This is a genomic window from Melghirimyces profundicolus (assembly GCF_003054245.1).
Classification (GTDB): domain Bacteria; phylum Bacillota; class Bacilli; order Thermoactinomycetales; family DSM-45169; genus Melghirimyces; species Melghirimyces profundicolus.
Map to the genome: position 1 here is coordinate 1 of NZ_QBKR01000020.1, position 16,359 is coordinate 16,359.

Consider the following 16,359-nt stretch of genomic DNA (forward strand, 5'->3'; position numbering starts at 1 on the left):
CACCCGTTCCCATCCCGAACACGGAAGTTAAGCCCTCCAGCGCCGATGGTACTTGGGGCGGGAGCCCCCGGGAGAGTAGGACGTTGCCAGGCAGATCAAGACCCCCGTTCCTTTCAGGGAGCGGGGGTCTTTCGTTTTTCCGGCCGTAAAAAAAACCTTTCCTTACCCGAGGTTTTTTAAAAGGTTAAACACTGTTTTCATAGACGAGGGGTGTGAATATAATAAATTATCCCCTTGATCAGCGCCAGGACGGGAACATAACCGATTAACAGCCATTCGGCCATTGTCTTGGCTATCATCTGAGTACCCGCCTTTCTTCATGGTTGATTGTCTCTGCAGGGGAGAGAAGGGCAGAACCGATCGGTAATTGTTCTTCCCATGCGTTTCCCGTGTTATACTGGAGGCGTACATACAGAGGCGAAAAAAGAACAGATGGGTATAAACAAGATGAACCGGGGAAGAATGGGATGAAAAACTTGCAAAAGGTGGGTCGATCTTGCAGAAGAAGGATGATCGGATCCGCTGTATCGTTTGTAACCAATGGCGTGAACAGGGCATCGAGATCCTGGATGAGTTTATCTGCGAGTCGTGTGAAAAAGAAATTGTGAAAACCGATGTAGAGGATCAAAAATACCCGTACTTTGTGACGCGTCTGAAACATCTTTGGACGGGCGGAGAAAACCGGGCGGAACGAGGACTTTAAGAGAGTCCTCGTCTCTTTTTGTGGAGGGGGAGGAAATGGAACCAAAAACCCAGCAAAAGGCGCCTCTTTATGATGCTCTGATGCGGCACCGGGAGAAATCCAGGGGAAACTTCCATGTGCCGGGTCACAAACAGGGACGCGCATTTGACGCGGAAGCCCGGGTGCTCTACAGGGAGCTTTTGACTCTCGATCTCACCGAGATCGGCGATCTGGATGATCTTCATCAAGCTGAAGGAGTGATTCGTGAAGCGCAGGAATTGGCAGCGGAAGCTTTCGGCGCCGATCGGACGTTTTTCTTGGTGGGCGGCAGTACCGCCGGCAATTTGGCCATGATTCTGGGCAGTTGTCGTCCGGGAGAACGGTTGCTTGTTCACCGCAGTTCCCATCAATCGGTCTTTCACGGATGTATGTTGGCGGGTGTACGACCCGTTTTTATCAAGGGACGGGGGGCCGGACCGCTGGGGGGAAGCTTGGAACCCGGGGACCTGGATCGGGCGCTTGACGTTTATGCCGATGTAAAAGGGGTTGTTGTCACCAGTCCGGATTATTTCGGCCGGACGCAACCCCTGTCCGAACTGGCAGCGGTCTGCCATCGGCACGGGGTGCCTCTGCTGGTGGATGAAGCCCATGGAGCCCACTTCGGCTTTCACCCCGATCTTCCCGCCCCGGCGCTGTCACAAGGTGCGGACGGGGTGGTGCAGTCAACGCATAAAATGCTGCCCGCCATGACCATGTCTTCCATGCTGCATCTTCGCGGCCACCGATTGGATCCTGAACGGATCCGGCATGGGTTGAAAATAATTCAATCGAGCAGTCCTTCCTATCCTTTGATGGCTTCCCTGGATTTGGCCAGAAGGTTTATGGTGACCCGGGGGGAGGAAGAGTTGGGGCGGGTTCTGAAGAGAATCCGTCTTTTTCGGGAACAGATCTCCCGATTGGTCCACTTGGTGGAATACCGGTTCCCGGAAAGTGATCCCCTTAAGGTGTGTATCGGAGCACATCGGCCGGTAACGGGGTACCGACTCCTTCGGTGGCTGGAAGATCGGAAGATGTATCTGGAAATGGCGGATCACGAAAAAGTGCTGGCTGTCTTCTCCCCGGGTACGGAATGGGAAGAAGTGGACCGATTGATGGAGTGGCTCGAAGGGCTGGATGATGAAATTCCCGGGATGGAGGAATGTCCGCCCTTTCCATCTCCGGACATTCCCGTGATGCGGGAGAGTGAGGTATCCTATGAGCAACTCCGGACTGCGGAAGTGGAGACGGTGCCCCTTCAAAAAGCCGGCGGAAGGTTGGCCGCCCGAACCGTGGTATCTTATCCCCCGGGTGTTCCTCTGTTGCTTCCCGGTGAAAGGGTACGTCGTGAGCAGACGGAAGAAATTGCCCGCCTCATCCGTCAGGGAGGGCGGGTGAGGGGACTGGCTTCCGGTTTCCCGGTTGGGGTCTACGTGATAAAATAAGTCACAAATCAAGCTTGGAGGAACTTCTGTGAAAGGTTGGTTTATCACACTGGAAGGACCGGAAGGGGCGGGAAAATCCACTCAGATCGCCCGTCTGAGAGATTATCTTTTGAGGCGGGGAATTCCTGTCGTTCTAACGCGGGAACCGGGAGGAACGGCGGTGGGGGACCGGATCCGTGAGATTCTCCTCGATCCGCGGGTATCGGAGATGGCCCTTTCCACCGAGGTCTTGTTGTATGCCGCTTCCAGAGCCCAACTGGTCGAGGAGGTCATCCGTCCTTCCCTGAACGAGGCGAAAACGGTCCTTTGTGACCGGTATGTGGATTCCAGTATCGTGTATCAGGCTTTCGGAGGAAATGCCAAAAGAAACGAAGTGGTCGAAGTGAACCGGATGGCCACGGGAGGTCTGATGCCCGACCGGACGTATTTGTTGGACCTTTCGCCGGAAGAAGGGGACAAACGGTTAAAAGGCCGCGACCGCAGAAAGGATCGCATGGAACTGAAGGGAAAGGAATTTCACCGAAAGGTCCGTGAAGGTTTTATCCGTCTGGCGGAGGAAGAGCCGGAACGGTTCTGTCTTGTCAATGCCGCTCTTTCCCCCGACGAGGTGTCGGATTACATCATCCGGGATTTGGAAAACCACATTTTCAAATCCAGGGGACGGGAGGATCACAAGGGATGAAATTGGTGATCGCGGTAGTCCAAGACAAGGACAGCAGCCGCCTCTCCGATGCGTTGGTAAAACATAATGTCCGGGCGACCAAGCTCGCCAGCACGGGGGGATTTCTGAAGTCCGGCAACACGACCTTTATGATCGGGATCGAGGATGACCGGGTGGACGGGGTATGTAAACTCATCCGTGACAATTGCCGGTCCAGAAAACAGATGATGGCACCGATGTCTTCCATGGGCGGCAACACGGATTCCTATGTTCCCTATCCGGTGGAGGTGGAGGTGGGGGGAGCCACGGTTTTCATCCTGCCCATCGACCGGTTTGAGCAGTTCTGAAGCGGGAAGAGGGATGGAAAATGTCTTTTGATAAAGTGACCGGACAAGAACGGGTGGTTCGTCTGTTGAAAAACGCCCTGAGGAATCAACGGGTGGCCCACGCCTACTGCTTTGCGGGACGTAAAGGGACGGGGAAGGAAAAGACCGCTCTTGAGTTTGCCAAAGCACTCAATTGTCTTCATTCTTCGGATGAACCCTGCGATCGGTGCCGGAGCTGCCGTCGGATTGATCATGGAAACCACCCGGACGTGACCCTGGTGGAACCCGACGGACAAACCATCAAAATCGGCCAGATGCGGGAACTGCAACGAAAATTCTCTTACAGTCCGTCGGAGGAGTCCATGCCTGTGGTGATCCTGCGTCAGGCGGAGGCATTCACCCTGCCTGCTGCCAACAGCCTCCTCAAATTCCTGGAGGAGCCCACGGCCCGCATTGTCGCGATCCTTCTGACCGAGAACCTCCATGCCCTCCTGCCCACCATCCTGTCCCGTTGCCAGTTAATCCGTTTTCACCCCCTTTCTCCCCACCGGATCGAAGAGATACTGACAGAACAAGGCGTCCCGCCCGATCGGGCCCGAATTCTCTCCCATCTGGCTTCCGGCGTGACCAGGGCCCGGGAGCTGGCCGATCAGGACGGGTTTGCCCCCTTTTGTGAGCGAGTGATAAAATGGAATGAGGAGATCGCCTCCGGAAAATCGGATGCCTTGGTTGAAATCCAAACCTGGCTTTCGACGGATCCTGGATTGGAAGAGATGGAGCTTTTGCTGGACCTGTCCCTTCTGTGGCTTCGGGATCTGTTGAAACATCGGGCCGGGAATCACGAGGAGCCGGTGTTTTCCGGATGGAGTGAAGATCTTCGGCGGCAGGCGTCCAAGTGGACTCTGCCCGCCCTGTTAAATGCCATGGACGCGGTCATCCATGCGCGGAAGGCGTTGACCGGTCCCGTTCAATCCCAGGCTGTCCTGGAAAGAATGGTGCTGTCCATGCAAGGGGGACTTGATCATGCTGTCAGTCGTAGGAGTCCGTTTCAGGCAAGCGGGTAAAATATATTATTTTGACCCCGGGAAGTGGGAAATCAGGAAAAATGATTCCGTTATCGTGGAAACCGTCCGGGGAGTGGAATTCGGCAGGGTGGTCACTGGAACTCGCCATGTGACCGAGGAGGAAGTGGTTCTTCCCCTGAAAAAAGTGATCCGGGTGGCCACAGACGAGGATGTCAAACAGGTGGAGAAGAATCAACGGGCTGCCCGGGAGGCGTTGTCCATCTGTGAGGAAAAAATCCGGAACCACGGGCTGGAAATGAAGCTGGTGGACGCGGAGTACACGTTTGACCGGAATAAGATCATCTTTTACTTCACTGCTGACGGCCGGGTGGATTTTCGGGAGCTGGTGCGGGACTTGGCATCGGTTTTCCGCACCCGCATCGAGCTCCGGCAGATCGGGGTTCGGGATGAGGCCAAGATGCTCGGGGGGATCGGGCCCTGTGGACAGGTTCTTTGTTGTTCTTCCTTTCTCGGCGATTTTGAGCCGGTTTCCATCAAGATGGCGAAGGACCAGAATCTCTCCCTCAATCCGGCCAAGATTTCCGGGCTTTGCGGCCGGTTGATGTGTTGTTTGAAATACGAAAATGACACCTACGTGGATGCCAAGAAAAAGATGCCCGATGTCGGCACCCGGGTCATCACCCCGGAAGGGGACGGTCGTGTGGTGGTGCTCAACCTTCTGGAACGTCGGGTGCAGGTGGAACTGTCCGATTCGGGCCGGACAGTGGAACATCCGGCGGAAGCCGTTAAGGCCCAGGGATGAACGGCTTGCCGATGCAGCGCCGTTTCACTGGGTGATCCTGAACAGACAGCGGGTGATTTGAGGTGGGGGGCTTGGACAAACAGGCCATTTTATCCCGGATGACCCAGATCGAAGACCAAATCGGGGAACTTTATAAGGAACTGGGCGGTTTGAAGGAGCAAATCGTGCAGATGTTGGAGGAAAACACACGGTTGGTACTGGAGAACGAAGCCCTGAGGGAACAGCTGGAAAAGCAGAAATCCCGCGAAGAGATTCCGACCGATCCTCCGGAAACGGCCGGCGAAGGGCACGACAATCTGGCCCGGCTTTACAGTGAGGGCTTCCATATCTGCAACGTTCATTACGGCAATATGCGGGGGAACGGAGACTGCCTGTTTTGCCTCTCCTTTCTGAACAAAACATCCCAGGAAGAAAAGTGAAGTGCCGGTGATCCCGGCACTTTTCTGACTTTCGATAACCTCTGGAGGCGATCATGCCGAAGAACGAGTATGTCTTATACATACTGGAATGCGGAGACGGAACACTTTATACCGGGATTACCAACAACCTGGAGAAACGGTTGAAACAACACAGAAGGGGGTCGGGAGCGAAGTACACCCGGGGACGGGGTCCGCTGACCCTCCGGTGGGTGGAGAGGGGGCTGAGCCGGTCCCGGGCACTCTCCAGAGAACGGGAAATCAAAAAAATGGACCGGTCAGAGAAGGTACGATTGATCCGGAAGGGGGAAGGCGGATGAGAAGGCAGAAAAGTTTTGAAAACGAGGGCGGGGTGCTGTATGTCGTGGGCACACCCATCGGCAATCTCTCCGATCTGTCCGACCGTGCCCGTGAAGTCCTGGCTGGGGTGAATGTGGTGGCCTGCGAGGATACGCGGCACACCCGAAAGCTTCTCTCCCATCTCGGCTTATCAGTACCCACGATCAGTTACCATGAACATAACCGTTTCTCCCGGTTGTCCGGGTTGATGGAGCGTCTGCTGCGGGGGGAACGGATTGCCATGGTCAGCGATGCGGGGATGCCCGGGATCTCCGATCCGGGAGAAGAACTGATCCGGGAAGCGGTGGAGCAGGATATCCCTGTGATCCCTGTTCCCGGACCCAGTGCCGCCTTAAGCGCCGTCGTCGCTTCGGGGCTTTCTCCGCAGCCTTTTTTGTTCATCGGTTTTCTCCCGCGAAATTCCAGAGATCGCACGGCGGAACTGACACGATGGAAAGAAACGCCCGCCACCCTGATCTTCTATGAAGCCCCTCACCGGATCCTCGCCATGCTGAAGGATGTGGCCCGGGTGTTGGGGGACCGTCGGGCGGCGGTTGCCCGGGAACTGACGAAAAAGCATGAGGAATGGTTGCGCGGAACCGTGACCGAATGTATCCACCGATTGGAAGAGGAGAAACCCCGGGGCGAGTTCACGGTGGTCGTGGAAAAGGCGCTTTTGGAACAAACCGGGAAAGAAGATCGCCCCGCGTCCTGGTGGCGGGCCCTGACCATTCAGGAACATGTGGATTGGCACATCCGGCGGGGAAAAAGCAAAAAAGAAGCTGTCAAAGCGGTCGCCGGGGAACGATCGGTTCCGAAGCGCGAAGTTTACAACGAGTACCATCGCGATCGCAGGACCTAGAAGCGTTGTGATTTCATGTTCGTTTCGGGAAAACGAGAAGCGTTACCCAAAACAGCGACTTTGCTGTCCTGCCCGGCGGGACTTGTGCTCTGTGAGTACAACCGGAGCGGCTTCGGGTAAATGCCCCGCTCACTTTTTCACAATCCTTCTGGATGTTATCCGACTGAACGCAGGACTCCTCCGAGGGAGTCCTTTTTTGTACATCCCTTGGCCTGTTCGCAAGGAAGATCCCGGAAAAAAGGAATCAGGTCCGATGGAGCGAACTCTAACTATAATGGGTGTTGCTCATGCGGACCGGAAATTCAAGGGGGCCGGTGCGCCTATTCGAGGGACAGCCTACATATCATGTACTGATTTTATTTTTTGGAGGTGTACACCAAGGATGAAAGCGTTATTCGGAAAGTTGCAGCAGGTCGGTAAAGCGTTGATGTTACCGGTTGCGGTCTTGCCGGCGGCGGCGATTCTGATGTCGCTGGGGGTGCTGGTCAACACGGTGGCGGTCAAGATGTCCATGGAAGGATCGTGGCTGAACCACGTGGGCGACACCATGATCACCGGCGGCAACGGGATCCTGGGTTTCTTGCCGATCCTGTTCGCCGTCGGTGTGGCGGTGGGCTTAAGCGGCAGTTCCGGGGCGGCGGGATTGGCGGCGGTGGCCGGTTATCTGGTGCTCAACTCCATCGTGGGGATGGACGCGCCCAAGCCGGATAATGGGGAATGGCAGGTGAAACTGGATCAGACGGGCGTATTGGGAGGAATCATCACCGGTCTCGTCACGGCTTGGCTTTACCGGAAATACCACGATGTCCGGTTCCCCGAGTGGCTTCAGTTTTTTGGGGGGAAACGCTTTGTTCCGATCATCACTTCTTTCGTCATGTTTTTTGTCGGGATCCTGTTTTACTTCATCTGGCCCACTGTCGAAGGGTGGATTGAAACGGCGGGCAACGGAGTGATCGGAGCCGGCGCCGCCGGTTTGTTCGGATTCGGGATGTTGAACCGGTTGTTGATTCCCTTGGGCCTTCACCATATCTTCAATTCGGTGGCCTGGTTCCAGTTGGGCAAATTTCAAACACCCGAAGGGGAAGTGGTGACGGGGGACCTCTCCCGCTTTCTGGCCGGGGACCCCAGTGCCGGTATCTTCATGGCCGGTTTCTTCCCGATCATGATGTTTGCCCTTCCGGCCGCCTGTCTGGCGATGGTTCACGAGGCCAAGCCTTCGCAACGACCCATGGTGGCGGGGGTTCTGGGAAGTGCGGTGCTCACCTCCTTTATGACCGGGATCACCGAACCGATCGAATTTTCGTTTATGTTCCTGGCACCCGCCCTCTACCTTATTCACGCGGTGCTGACGGGGACGTCCATGGCGCTGACGTATCTCCTCGACGTAAAACATGGTTTTGGGTTCTCCGCCGGGTTGATCGATTACCTCGTCAATTTCCACCTTTCCACAAATGCCTGGTGGATTATTCCCGTGGGCCTGGGGTACGGTGTGATCTATTACGGGGTGTTCCGTTTTGCCATCCGAAAATTTAACCTTCCCACACCGGGTCGGATCGAAGAAACGGATTCCACAGAGACCGGGGGGGTTGCGAACGGGGGAAAGAACCCCGATGAACTGGACCGGTTGGCCCATGAAGTGCTGAAAGCGATCGGCGGAGAGGAAAATATCGAGGAGCTGGATGCCTGTATCACCCGGTTGCGGATCACCTTGAAGGACGAGGAAAAGCTGGATAAGCCGCTGTTGAAAAAACTGGGCGCTGCCGGTGTGATCCGGGTCGGGCCCCGGTATTACCAGGCCGTGTTCGGAACCCAGTCAGAACTTTTGAGAGACCGGATCCTGCGCCTGATCGGAAGGGAATCCGCCTGATGGAGAAGAAAACCCGACGACTTCTGGACCTTTCTCCCTCCGAGCTTTCCCGGTTGTCCGGCAGGGAGTTGCTGGCTTCCGTGAAGGCGGCCGAAGGGCGGACGGTGATGGCGGAAACGGTGGTGAGCGTTCCGCCGTTGGTGGATGGTTGCAGCAACCCGGAACTGGCAGCCGCCTTTGGTGCCGATCTGCTCCTGTTGAATTTGTATGACGTGGAGGCCCCCCGGATCGGAGGGTTTCCCTCCAGCGGGGGGAGCGGCCCGGATTCGGAAACCCTCGCGCGATATGGTCTTTCGGGTGCAGAGGGCGTGTTGGGATGGGGGGTGACCGCCGGGGATGTCCGGCGGATGACCGGTCGTCCGGTGGGGATCAATCTGGAACCCGTGCCGGAGGAGGCTCCCTTAACCTCTTTGGCTCCGGGCCGCAAGGCCACTGTCTCCAATGCAATCAAAGCGGTGGAGCAGGGGGCCGCCTTTCTCGTCTTGACGGGGAACCCCGGCACCGGGGTAACCTGGTCCACCATCTCTGAACAAGTGCGGGTCTTCCGCAAGGAATTGGGATCCGAATTTCCCCTGATGGCGGGAAAAATGCACGGAGCGGGAAGCTGGGAAAACCGCGGGCCTTGGTTGGGGGAAGAAGAGCTGGAGAGACTCGCCGCTGCAGGGACAGATGTTCTCCTGTTGCCGCAACCGGGTACGGTTCCGGGGGCGGACCGGGAGACGGTCCGGAAATGGGTGAATCAAGCCCATCGCTTCGGGATGATGGCCCTTCTCACCATCGGCACTTCCCAGGAAAGCGCCGACTCATCGCTTTTGGAACGGTTGGCACTGGAGGGGAAAGCTGCCGGAGGCGATCTGTTTCACATCGGAGATGCGGGATTTTCCGGCATGGCTCCACCCGAGAATATCTTGGCCTATTCGGTCGCATTGCGGGGAAAACGCCATACGTATCGAAGAATGGCCCAATCCCTTCTTAAGAAACGGTAAAAATTGAAAGAAATTCAAAAAGGACCTTCACTGGAAGGTCCTTTTTGAAAGATGAGAACGCAAGGGATGAAGGAAACGTTTCAGTGTTTTATGTGTTTTCCGTCACGCCTTCTCATATTCGCGCGTGTCAGGCTTTCACTTTTTCTTCTTGCTCCAGGAGTTCGTACATTTCCTGGATGCACTTTTTGCTGACAACTTTGTTTTTATAACGGACGGTTTCATCCACTTCTCCGGTAAAAATACAAGCCGGTTCATATTTTTTCAACACAATTCGCTCTCCGTCGACATAAATTTCAAGGGCGTCCTTTTCCCCGATTCCAAGAGTGCGGCGGAGTTCGATCGGGATGACCACCCGGCCGAGCTCATCGACTTTACGCACAATTCCGGTAGATTTGAGCATTGTGAATGTCTCCTCTCACTTTTTGGTCTTTTTTCTCTGGTCTTGGTCTCGAAGCGTCAAAATTCGACAGCGACGATTCATCAACATCATACCAGCGATTCCCATAACAGTCAATATAACAGACTCCAAATTATATAGAAAATTTTTTTAGATTGAAGGGAATTTCCCGCGTTTCAAAGACCTTTCGCGCCGGTTGCGGTGCCGGGAGGGACAAAGGGGTGCCGCATCCGGTTTTTTTTCGATACACTGGGAATGAGTGGTTTCGACATCAATGGAAGTTCCAAGGGGGGAGTGGACTTGCTTCCCGTATCCGAAGAGTTGAAACGGAAGCTGAAGGAGACCAACCGGGATTTGCGGCGAGCCTATCCCGGTGAAGTGTTTAATCGGGACGGGATCCGGAAACGGTTGCAATCGGTCGGCCGGTTTGAACAATGGAACAAGTGGAAGGGGGAGGAGATGAAAACGTGGTTGGACGGTCGGACTCTGGTGGGGGTGGATGGATCCGTCAATTCCACGCCGGGGTCCCATCCCCATACCCTGTCGGTCTTTCAGGCTCTGGCCAAGGGAACGGGAGGAGAGGAAGAGTGGGCGGCCGACCTCTACACTCCTCTGTTGGAAGGGGAAGAAGATTCCGGGGAAGGACTCTTGGCCCGGGAAGCCAAGCACCGGGGGCGTCTTTTGGCCGGCCTGGAGATCCGGGTGGCGCTGGAATCCATCCGTCGTTGGAGGCCCCGAGTGGTGATGATGGACGGGTCATTGCTGCATTTCCGGATCGACCATGCCGAATCCTGGGAAGAGTTGGTGTTGGAAGCGGAACAAGCGGAGGTTTTGCTCGTGGGAGTGTCCGAGGAGATCGGGACTCAAACCCTTGCCCGGATCCTGTTTCCCGATCGGGGCCATTATTCGGACCGGGATGTGCTGTTCGGGGTGATGAAACCGGGGGAGGTGTACACTTCCGAAGAAATGAATCCCTCCGGCACCGGTTTGTGGAAAGCAGTCCTTTCCCCGTCCCGGAATCCGCAGCCGGTGGGAATCGATGGGTTGCTCAGCCAGTCCGGGGCCGCCGATGACCTGATCCGCCTGGTTTACACCCTGACCCCTCTGCAGGGCCGGGGAATCCCGCTGTGGTTGGATATCGTCGACCGGGAAGTCCGGGTAACCGATTCCCTGGTGGAGGCCATGGTGGAACAGCACATTGACCCGGACCTGCGTCACCGGTTGTTGGTTCCCAAACGGAGTGACCGGATTCTCTAAAAGTGTTGTGATTTCATGTTCGTTTTGAGAAAAGGGGAACGCTGACCCGAAACAGTGCCGTCGCTCACTTTTTCACAATACTTCTGGCAGATCCGAACAGGGGAGGAGGAAGTTCTTTATGCAAGTGGTGGGTGTCACTACGCAGCAGGAAATCTATGTGGCTTCCAAAGACCGCAAATTCCGCATCAACGAAATTCTGGTCATCGAAGATGCCGAGCTGGGCCACCCCAAGGGGGAAGTGGTGGAGACCCTCTCCTACAACCGTTTGATTCCCATGGGGCTGGATAAATCCATCGTGGATTCAGAGGTGATCCGGTCCCTGGAGCAAATCGGTTATGATATCGGCTCCGACGAGGTCAATCTGGCCAAGCTCCGGTTGTTTTCCGAGGCGCCCCATCCGGTGCGGACCGGTTGCGGAGTCAGGGCTCCCCGATTTGAAGAAGTGCGCCGTCTGTTGGTGAAAACCGGACCCGATGAAGGGTTGGTACTGGGGGAAATCCGGGGAACCGAATCCCTCGCCGATACCTTGGACGAGGATCTTCGCGACCGGGTACACTTGTTGGAAGACGGGGAAATTTTGCCGCAGAGGGGGGTTCCCTTTCTGTTTGACATCCAGTCGATGCAACAGTATCCCCACATCGGCATTTTCGGAGGTTCCGGTTCGGGAAAATCCTTCGGCCTCCGGGTGATCCTGGAAGAAATCATGAAGCTCTCCATCCCGACGTTGGTCTTTGATCCCCATTTTGAGATGCAGTTTGGAAGGCGGACTTCGGAAACCGGGGAGGAAGTCCCTTCCTTCGAGGGACGCTGGCTGTCAGTGCAGGTGGGAAAGGAAGTGGGCATCCGCTTTTCCGATCTGTCCACGCGGGATGTGGTCAGTCTGATCGGAGCTGCCGGGGGAAGTCTGTCGGAATCGATGGTGAATGTGGTTCAAACCCTTCACCGTCGGCGGGATTCCCTCCACTCTTTCAGTGACAGGTTGGGCAATGTGGCCCAGGCGATTGAAGAGGGCGCCCAAGGTTTGAAACGTCGTCTGAGGGAAGAGGATCTGACGCCCACGGATGTGCAACGGGTAAAGGATCTTCTCGACTTGCATCAGCAATACGGCAGCCTCCCCCTCGCTTCGGTGAAAGGAGTCCAGTGGCGGTTGAACCGGTTGGAAAAAGCGGGGTTATTTCAACAGGATATCCGTCCGATCGAAGAGGGCCTGGAACGGGGACGCTTGGTGGTGGTGCAGGGAGCATCCTGGATTCTTCAGGTCTTTTCCACCTATGTCATCGGCGCTCTTTACCGGAAGCGGAGGGACTACAAGGACGCACGCATGAACGGGGAGGAAGGGACGTTTTTCCCTCCCTTCATCACGGTCACCGACGAGGCCCACCATTTCGCTCCCAAAGGAGTGGATTCCCCGCCCAAGATGATCCTGAAGGAAATCGCCCAGGAAGGAAGGAAATACGGGGCTTTCCTGATCCTGGCCACCCAGCGCCCCACCCTTCTGGACGAAACCATCACCGCCCAGTTGAACACCAAATTCGTCTTTCGGACGGTGAGAGGGACGGACATCGCCACTCTCCGGGAAGAAACGGATTTGACGGCGGAAGAAGGAAAGCGTCTTCCCTATCTCCGCTCGGGCGACACCTTCGTCTCCTCGGCAATCTTCGGCCGCACCGTGTTTGTCCGGATTCGGGCTTCCCACACCGACAGCCCCCATGTGGCCAACCCCTTTGATGAACTGAAAGCGGTCCGGGCAGAGCGGGACGAACGGGTGCTCCACGTCATCCGGGACCATCTGCCCCTCTTTGACACGGATCTGCTGGATGCCGTCGGCCACGTCAATCGGGAATGCGGCTTGGATTGGGACGTCGAGCGTCTGAAACGGGAATTGGACGACTGGTCGGCGGAAGGAAAGATCATCCGGAAGGAATCCCCATTCGTCACCCGCTACGATGTCAAGTGAGAGACAGCAGGACGGTCGTTTATTCCGTAACTGGTGTTGGGGGGGATTCGTGTTTGGCCTGACCCACCTTTGCCATCCTGCTCAGCGGGAAGTTTTTCGGGAGGGCGCTTGGAAGCGTTGTGATTTCATGTTCGTTTCGAGAAAAGCGACTTCGCTGTCCTGCCCGGCGTCGGAGCGAAAGTGCATCCATCCCTGCAGGACAGCATAGCGAGACCGGGGAGCGCAGCGATCCCGGCGAGACTTGTGCTCTGTGAGTGCATAGCGAGACCGGGGAGCGCAGCGATCCCGGCGAGACTTGTGCCGGATGGCAAAAGGAATGTGGTAAAACACGATCCGCCAGCGTTCATCAACACCGTGGAGAAAGGATGGGAAAGGGTTGGTGGAAGAAAAACAGGGGCGAATTCGGCCGGCCCGTGAGGGGGAGGCAGAAGTGCTGACGGAGCTGGCCCTCCGTTCCAAAGCTCACTGGGGCTACGATCCGGCGTTTATGGCAGCCTGCCGGGAGGAGTTGACCCTGACGCGAGACCGAATGCGGCGTCGGTTGGAAGTGGCGGAGGAGGGGGGCCGGGTCGTCGGTTTCATCGAATTGACTCCGGAGGGAAAAGGCGTCATGCGCCTTGTCTCCCTTTACGTCGATCCGTCTTTTCACGGCTGCGGCTGGGGCCGCCGCCTGTGGGAGCGGGCGACCACCCTGACCCCGGAAGCGGAGTGTACCGCGATGATCTGGGATGCGGACCCGCATGCGGAGGAATTCTATCGCCGCATGGGCGGTCGCCGGACGGGAGAGGCCCCATCGGAATCGATCCCGGGCCGGATACTGCCCCGGATGCAAATCGACTGGGAACCGGCGGGGCAGTGCAGCGTTTGCACCGGGCGGTTGTAAGCCGGCCTTCTTTTGTCTATAATAGTTGGTGAGAAAAACCAATTTTAACGGACGAACGAACAAATTCGGCGACGGGGAAGAGTAGTCCGGCGCACCCATGACAGAGAGCCGGGGCAGCTGAAAGCCGGTATGGGTGCAAAGGATGAACATGGCCCCCGAGAACCCGCCCCGAAGCTCTTAAGGAGTGCGTAAGGGAGGGCGTACCCGGCGTTATCGGGACAGTGTGATCACTGACTGAGGGTGCCCGCCGCGAGGGGGTGCCGAATTTGGGTGGTACCGCGTGAGGAGAGCCTCCCGCCCCATGGATGGGTGGAGGTTTTTTAGTTTCAGATGAGGAGCGGATTTCCCATGACCAAACCATCTTTTTACATCACTACACCGATTTACTATCCCAATGACAACCTGCACATCGGCCATGCCTACACCACGGTGGCCGGGGACGCCATGGCTCGTTACAAGCGATTGAGAGGCTACGATGTCATGTATCTGACCGGGACCGACGAGCATGGACAGAAGATTCAACGGCGGGCGGAAGAGATGGGGATGGATCCCCAGACTTTTGTCGACGGGATCGTCAAAGGAATCCGGGAATTGTGGGACAAGCTGGAAATCTCATACGATGATTTCATCCGGACCACGGAACCCCGTCACAAAAAAGTGGCGCAAAAACTGTTCAAGCGACTGCTGGACCAAGGGGATATCTACCTGGATGAGTATGAAGGCTGGTACTGCACTCCTTGTGAATCCTTCTGGACCGAGCGGCAGCTCAAAGACGGAAATTGCCCCGACTGTGGACGCCCGGTGGAAAAAGTTCGTGAGGAATCCTATTTTTTCCGCATGGGTAAATACGCCGACCGCCTGTTGAAGTACTACGAGGAGAATCCGGAATTTATCCAGCCGGAATCCCGCAAGAACGAGATGATTCAAAACTTCATCAAACCGGGTCTCGAAGATCTGGCGGTTTCCCGGACCACTTTCGACTGGGGGATTCCGGTTCCGGGTAATCCCAAACATGTGATGTACGTCTGGATCGATGCCCTCACCAACTACATTTCCGCACTCGATTACGGGGCAGAGGATGACTCCAAGTACCGGACTTACTGGCCTGCCGATGTTCACCTGGTGGGTAAAGACATTGTCCGTTTTCACACGATCTATTGGCCGATCATCCTGATGGCCCTGGATTTGCCATTGCCCAAACAGGTTTACGGCCACGGCTTTTTCATGATGAAAGACGGGAAGATGTCCAAATCCAAAGGAAATGTCGTCGATCCCATCCCTCTGGTGGATCGGTACGGTCTGGATCCCGTGCGCTATTATCTGTTGAGGGAGGTTCCCTTCGGATCCGACGGGGTGTTTACGCCGGAAGGCTTCGTCGAGCGGACCAACGCCGACCTGGCCAACGATCTGGGGAACCTGCTCCACCGCACGCTCACAATGGTGAAAAAATACGCCGGAGGGGTCGTTCCCAAACCCCTGGAAGACACGACAGCGGGAGATGAAAAGCTGAAGCTTCTGGCCAAAGAAACCGTTCAGAAAGTCGAGGCGGCCATGGACAAGATGAAGTTTTCCGTGGCCCTGGTTTCCATCTGGGAACTGGTCCGTGGGACCAACCGCTATCTGGAGGCCACCATGCCATGGGAACTGGCGAAAGCCCCGGAAAAGAAAGAAGTCTTGGGGTCGGTCCTGTACCATGTAGTGGAAAGTTTGCGCATGGTCAGCATCCTGATCCAGCCTTTCCTCGTCCGGACTCCGCTTCGGATGTGGGAGCTCCTGGGCCTCGACGCAGCCTCGGAAGCCGTCTCCTGGGAAAGCTTGTACCGCTTCGGATCCTATCCCGCCGGCACGAAAGTAAAAAAGGCCAAGCCTCTTTTTCCCCGATTGGATGTGGAAGAGGAAGCGAAGGAGATCGTCCGGATGATGGGCGGCACCCCCGTGGAGGAAGGGGAGTCGGCTCGCGAAAAGGAAGGAAAAAACCGGCGGATCCACGAGCCGGACTTGGAAGAGACCATCTCCATCGAGGATTTTTCCAAAGTTGATCTGAGAGTCGCTCAGGTTAAAGAGGCAGAAAAAGTGAAGGGTGCCGACCGTTTGCTCAAACTCCGGTTGGATCTGGGGTTCGAAGAACGCCAGGTGGTGGCTGGAATTGCCCAGCATTACCGTCCAGAGGAGCTGCCGGGACGGAAGGTGATTGTCGTTGCCAACCTGAAGCCCGTCAAACTTCGGGGGGTACTCTCCGAGGGGATGGTGCTTGCCGCCAAGGAGGGCGACCGGCTGGTTCTTTCTTCCGTTGGCGGGGATATTCCCAACGGAACCCGTGTGAAATAAAGAGAATCCCCCCTCGCCCGGGGGGCTTTTTTTAAAGGGTTCCGGGCTGCAATCCCCCATATGGAGGAAATTTGACAATCGTTGGCAGGG

At 56.3% G+C, this 16,359-nt stretch carries 16 protein-coding genes and 1 rRNA gene; 16 read left to right on the forward strand and 1 reads right to left on the reverse strand.

All coding sequences use genetic code 11. From position 1 onward, the window contains the following. From rrf to C8P63_RS13480, 12 genes are all read left to right on the forward strand, one after another. Positions 1-92, forward strand: a 5S ribosomal RNA gene (rrf, locus tag C8P63_RS13425); the annotation flags it as partial. Positions 93-496: 404 nt separating this feature from the next. After that, positions 497-703 carry a sigma factor G inhibitor Gin gene (locus C8P63_RS13430; protein WP_108025065.1) on the forward strand — a complete coding sequence of 69 codons (207 nt, stop codon included), beginning with the start codon at positions 497-499 and terminating at the stop codon, positions 701-703. A 35-nt stretch (positions 704-738) separates the two neighbouring features. Continuing rightward, on the forward strand, positions 739-2,163 hold the full coding sequence (locus C8P63_RS13435; protein ID WP_108025067.1) for an aminotransferase class I/II-fold pyridoxal phosphate-dependent enzyme: 1,425 nt from the start codon (positions 739-741) through the stop codon (positions 2,161-2,163). A gap of 28 nt (positions 2,164-2,191) precedes the next feature. Continuing rightward, a complete protein-coding gene (gene tmk / locus C8P63_RS13440; RefSeq protein ID WP_108025069.1) occupies positions 2,192-2,845 on the forward strand; it encodes a dTMP kinase in 654 nt (217 codons plus the stop codon). Continuing rightward, positions 2,842-3,171 carry a cyclic-di-AMP receptor gene (locus tag C8P63_RS13445; RefSeq protein WP_108025071.1) on the forward strand — a complete coding sequence of 110 codons (330 nt, stop codon included), beginning with the start codon at positions 2,842-2,844 and terminating at the stop codon, positions 3,169-3,171. The genes tmk and C8P63_RS13445 overlap by 4 nt, the downstream gene beginning before the upstream one ends. Before the next feature lie 20 nt (positions 3,172-3,191). Next, the gene (gene holB / locus C8P63_RS13450) at positions 3,192-4,214 is read left to right on the forward strand and encodes a DNA polymerase III subunit delta' (protein WP_108025073.1); all 1,023 of its coding nucleotides are present in this window, start codon (positions 3,192-3,194) and stop codon (positions 4,212-4,214) included. Beyond that, entirely contained in the window at positions 4,174-4,977 is an 804-nt protein-coding gene (locus C8P63_RS13455; RefSeq protein ID WP_108025075.1) for a PSP1 domain-containing protein, read from the forward strand. The genes holB and C8P63_RS13455 overlap by 41 nt, the downstream gene beginning before the upstream one ends. 71 nt (positions 4,978-5,048) lie before the next feature. After that, positions 5,049-5,396, forward strand: coding sequence for a DNA replication initiation control protein YabA (gene yabA / locus C8P63_RS13460; RefSeq protein ID WP_108025077.1), 348 nt, complete (start codon positions 5,049-5,051; stop codon positions 5,394-5,396). Between the two features lie 53 nt (positions 5,397-5,449). After that, positions 5,450-5,713: a GIY-YIG nuclease family protein gene (locus tag C8P63_RS13465; RefSeq protein ID WP_108025079.1), complete on the forward strand. Its 264-nt coding sequence runs from the start codon at positions 5,450-5,452 to the stop codon at positions 5,711-5,713. After that, positions 5,710-6,594: a 16S rRNA (cytidine(1402)-2'-O)-methyltransferase gene (gene rsmI, locus C8P63_RS13470; protein ID WP_108025081.1), complete on the forward strand. Its 885-nt coding sequence runs from the start codon at positions 5,710-5,712 to the stop codon at positions 6,592-6,594. The genes C8P63_RS13465 and rsmI overlap by 4 nt, the downstream gene beginning before the upstream one ends. Positions 6,595-6,976: 382 nt before the next feature. Next, positions 6,977-8,461 (forward strand): PTS transporter subunit EIIC, encoded by a 1,485-nt coding sequence (locus C8P63_RS13475; RefSeq protein WP_108025083.1) that lies wholly within the window; start codon positions 6,977-6,979, stop codon positions 8,459-8,461. Beyond that, positions 8,461-9,447, forward strand: coding sequence for a DUF7916 family protein (locus tag C8P63_RS13480; RefSeq protein WP_108025086.1), 987 nt, complete (start codon positions 8,461-8,463; stop codon positions 9,445-9,447). The genes C8P63_RS13475 and C8P63_RS13480 overlap by 1 nt, the downstream gene beginning before the upstream one ends. Positions 9,448-9,574: 127 nt before the next feature. Here C8P63_RS13480 and C8P63_RS13485 read toward each other — a convergent pair whose 3' ends face one another. Beyond that, positions 9,575-9,847 (reverse strand): AbrB/MazE/SpoVT family DNA-binding domain-containing protein, encoded by a 273-nt coding sequence (locus C8P63_RS13485; RefSeq protein ID WP_108025088.1) that lies wholly within the window; start codon positions 9,845-9,847, stop codon positions 9,575-9,577. Positions 9,848-10,144: 297 nt separating this feature from the next. Here C8P63_RS13485 and C8P63_RS13490 point away from each other — a divergent pair, with 297 nt between their 5' ends. The 4 genes from C8P63_RS13490 to metG all read left to right on the forward strand — a co-directional run bounded on the left by C8P63_RS13490 (position 10,145) and on the right by metG (position 16,269). Next, positions 10,145-11,101, forward strand: coding sequence for a DNA double-strand break repair nuclease NurA (locus tag C8P63_RS13490; protein ID WP_170109656.1), 957 nt, complete (start codon positions 10,145-10,147; stop codon positions 11,099-11,101). Positions 11,102-11,219: 118 nt separating this feature from the next. Then, positions 11,220-13,058: an ATP-binding protein gene (locus tag C8P63_RS13495; protein ID WP_108025093.1), complete on the forward strand. Its 1,839-nt coding sequence runs from the start codon at positions 11,220-11,222 to the stop codon at positions 13,056-13,058. Between the two features lie 379 nt (positions 13,059-13,437). After that, positions 13,438-13,941 carry a GNAT family N-acetyltransferase gene (locus C8P63_RS13500; RefSeq protein WP_245920917.1) on the forward strand — a complete coding sequence of 168 codons (504 nt, stop codon included), beginning with the start codon at positions 13,438-13,440 and terminating at the stop codon, positions 13,939-13,941. Between the two features lie 348 nt (positions 13,942-14,289). Continuing rightward, positions 14,290-16,269 (forward strand): methionine--tRNA ligase, encoded by a 1,980-nt coding sequence (gene metG / locus C8P63_RS13505; RefSeq protein WP_108025203.1) that lies wholly within the window; start codon positions 14,290-14,292, stop codon positions 16,267-16,269. The last annotated feature ends 90 nt before the right edge of the window (positions 16,270-16,359 follow it).

What these genes read in the sequence shown, in the direction of transcription:
- C8P63_RS13475 (WP_108025083.1), top strand. Translation starts at nt 6,977, where the DNA reads ATGAAAGCGTTATTCGGAAAGTTGCAGCAGGTCGGTAAAGCGTTGATG.
- C8P63_RS13485 (WP_108025088.1), bottom strand. Translation starts at nt 9,847, where the DNA reads ATGCTCAAATCTACCGGAATTGTGCGTAAAGTCGATGAGCTCGGCCGG.
- metG (WP_108025203.1), top strand. Translation starts at nt 14,290, where the DNA reads ATGACCAAACCATCTTTTTACATCACTACACCGATTTACTATCCCAAT.
- C8P63_RS13435 (WP_108025067.1), top strand. Translation starts at nt 739, where the DNA reads ATGGAACCAAAAACCCAGCAAAAGGCGCCTCTTTATGATGCTCTGATG.
- C8P63_RS13445 (WP_108025071.1), top strand. Translation starts at nt 2,842, where the DNA reads ATGAAATTGGTGATCGCGGTAGTCCAAGACAAGGACAGCAGCCGCCTC.
- C8P63_RS13480 (WP_108025086.1), top strand. Translation starts at nt 8,461, where the DNA reads ATGGAGAAGAAAACCCGACGACTTCTGGACCTTTCTCCCTCCGAGCTT.
- C8P63_RS13465 (WP_108025079.1), top strand. Translation starts at nt 5,450, where the DNA reads ATGCCGAAGAACGAGTATGTCTTATACATACTGGAATGCGGAGACGGA.
- rsmI (WP_108025081.1), top strand. Translation starts at nt 5,710, where the DNA reads ATGAGAAGGCAGAAAAGTTTTGAAAACGAGGGCGGGGTGCTGTATGTC.
- C8P63_RS13495 (WP_108025093.1), top strand. Translation starts at nt 11,220, where the DNA reads ATGCAAGTGGTGGGTGTCACTACGCAGCAGGAAATCTATGTGGCTTCC.
- C8P63_RS13455 (WP_108025075.1), top strand. Translation starts at nt 4,174, where the DNA reads ATGCTGTCAGTCGTAGGAGTCCGTTTCAGGCAAGCGGGTAAAATATAT.
- holB (WP_108025073.1), top strand. Translation starts at nt 3,192, where the DNA reads ATGTCTTTTGATAAAGTGACCGGACAAGAACGGGTGGTTCGTCTGTTG.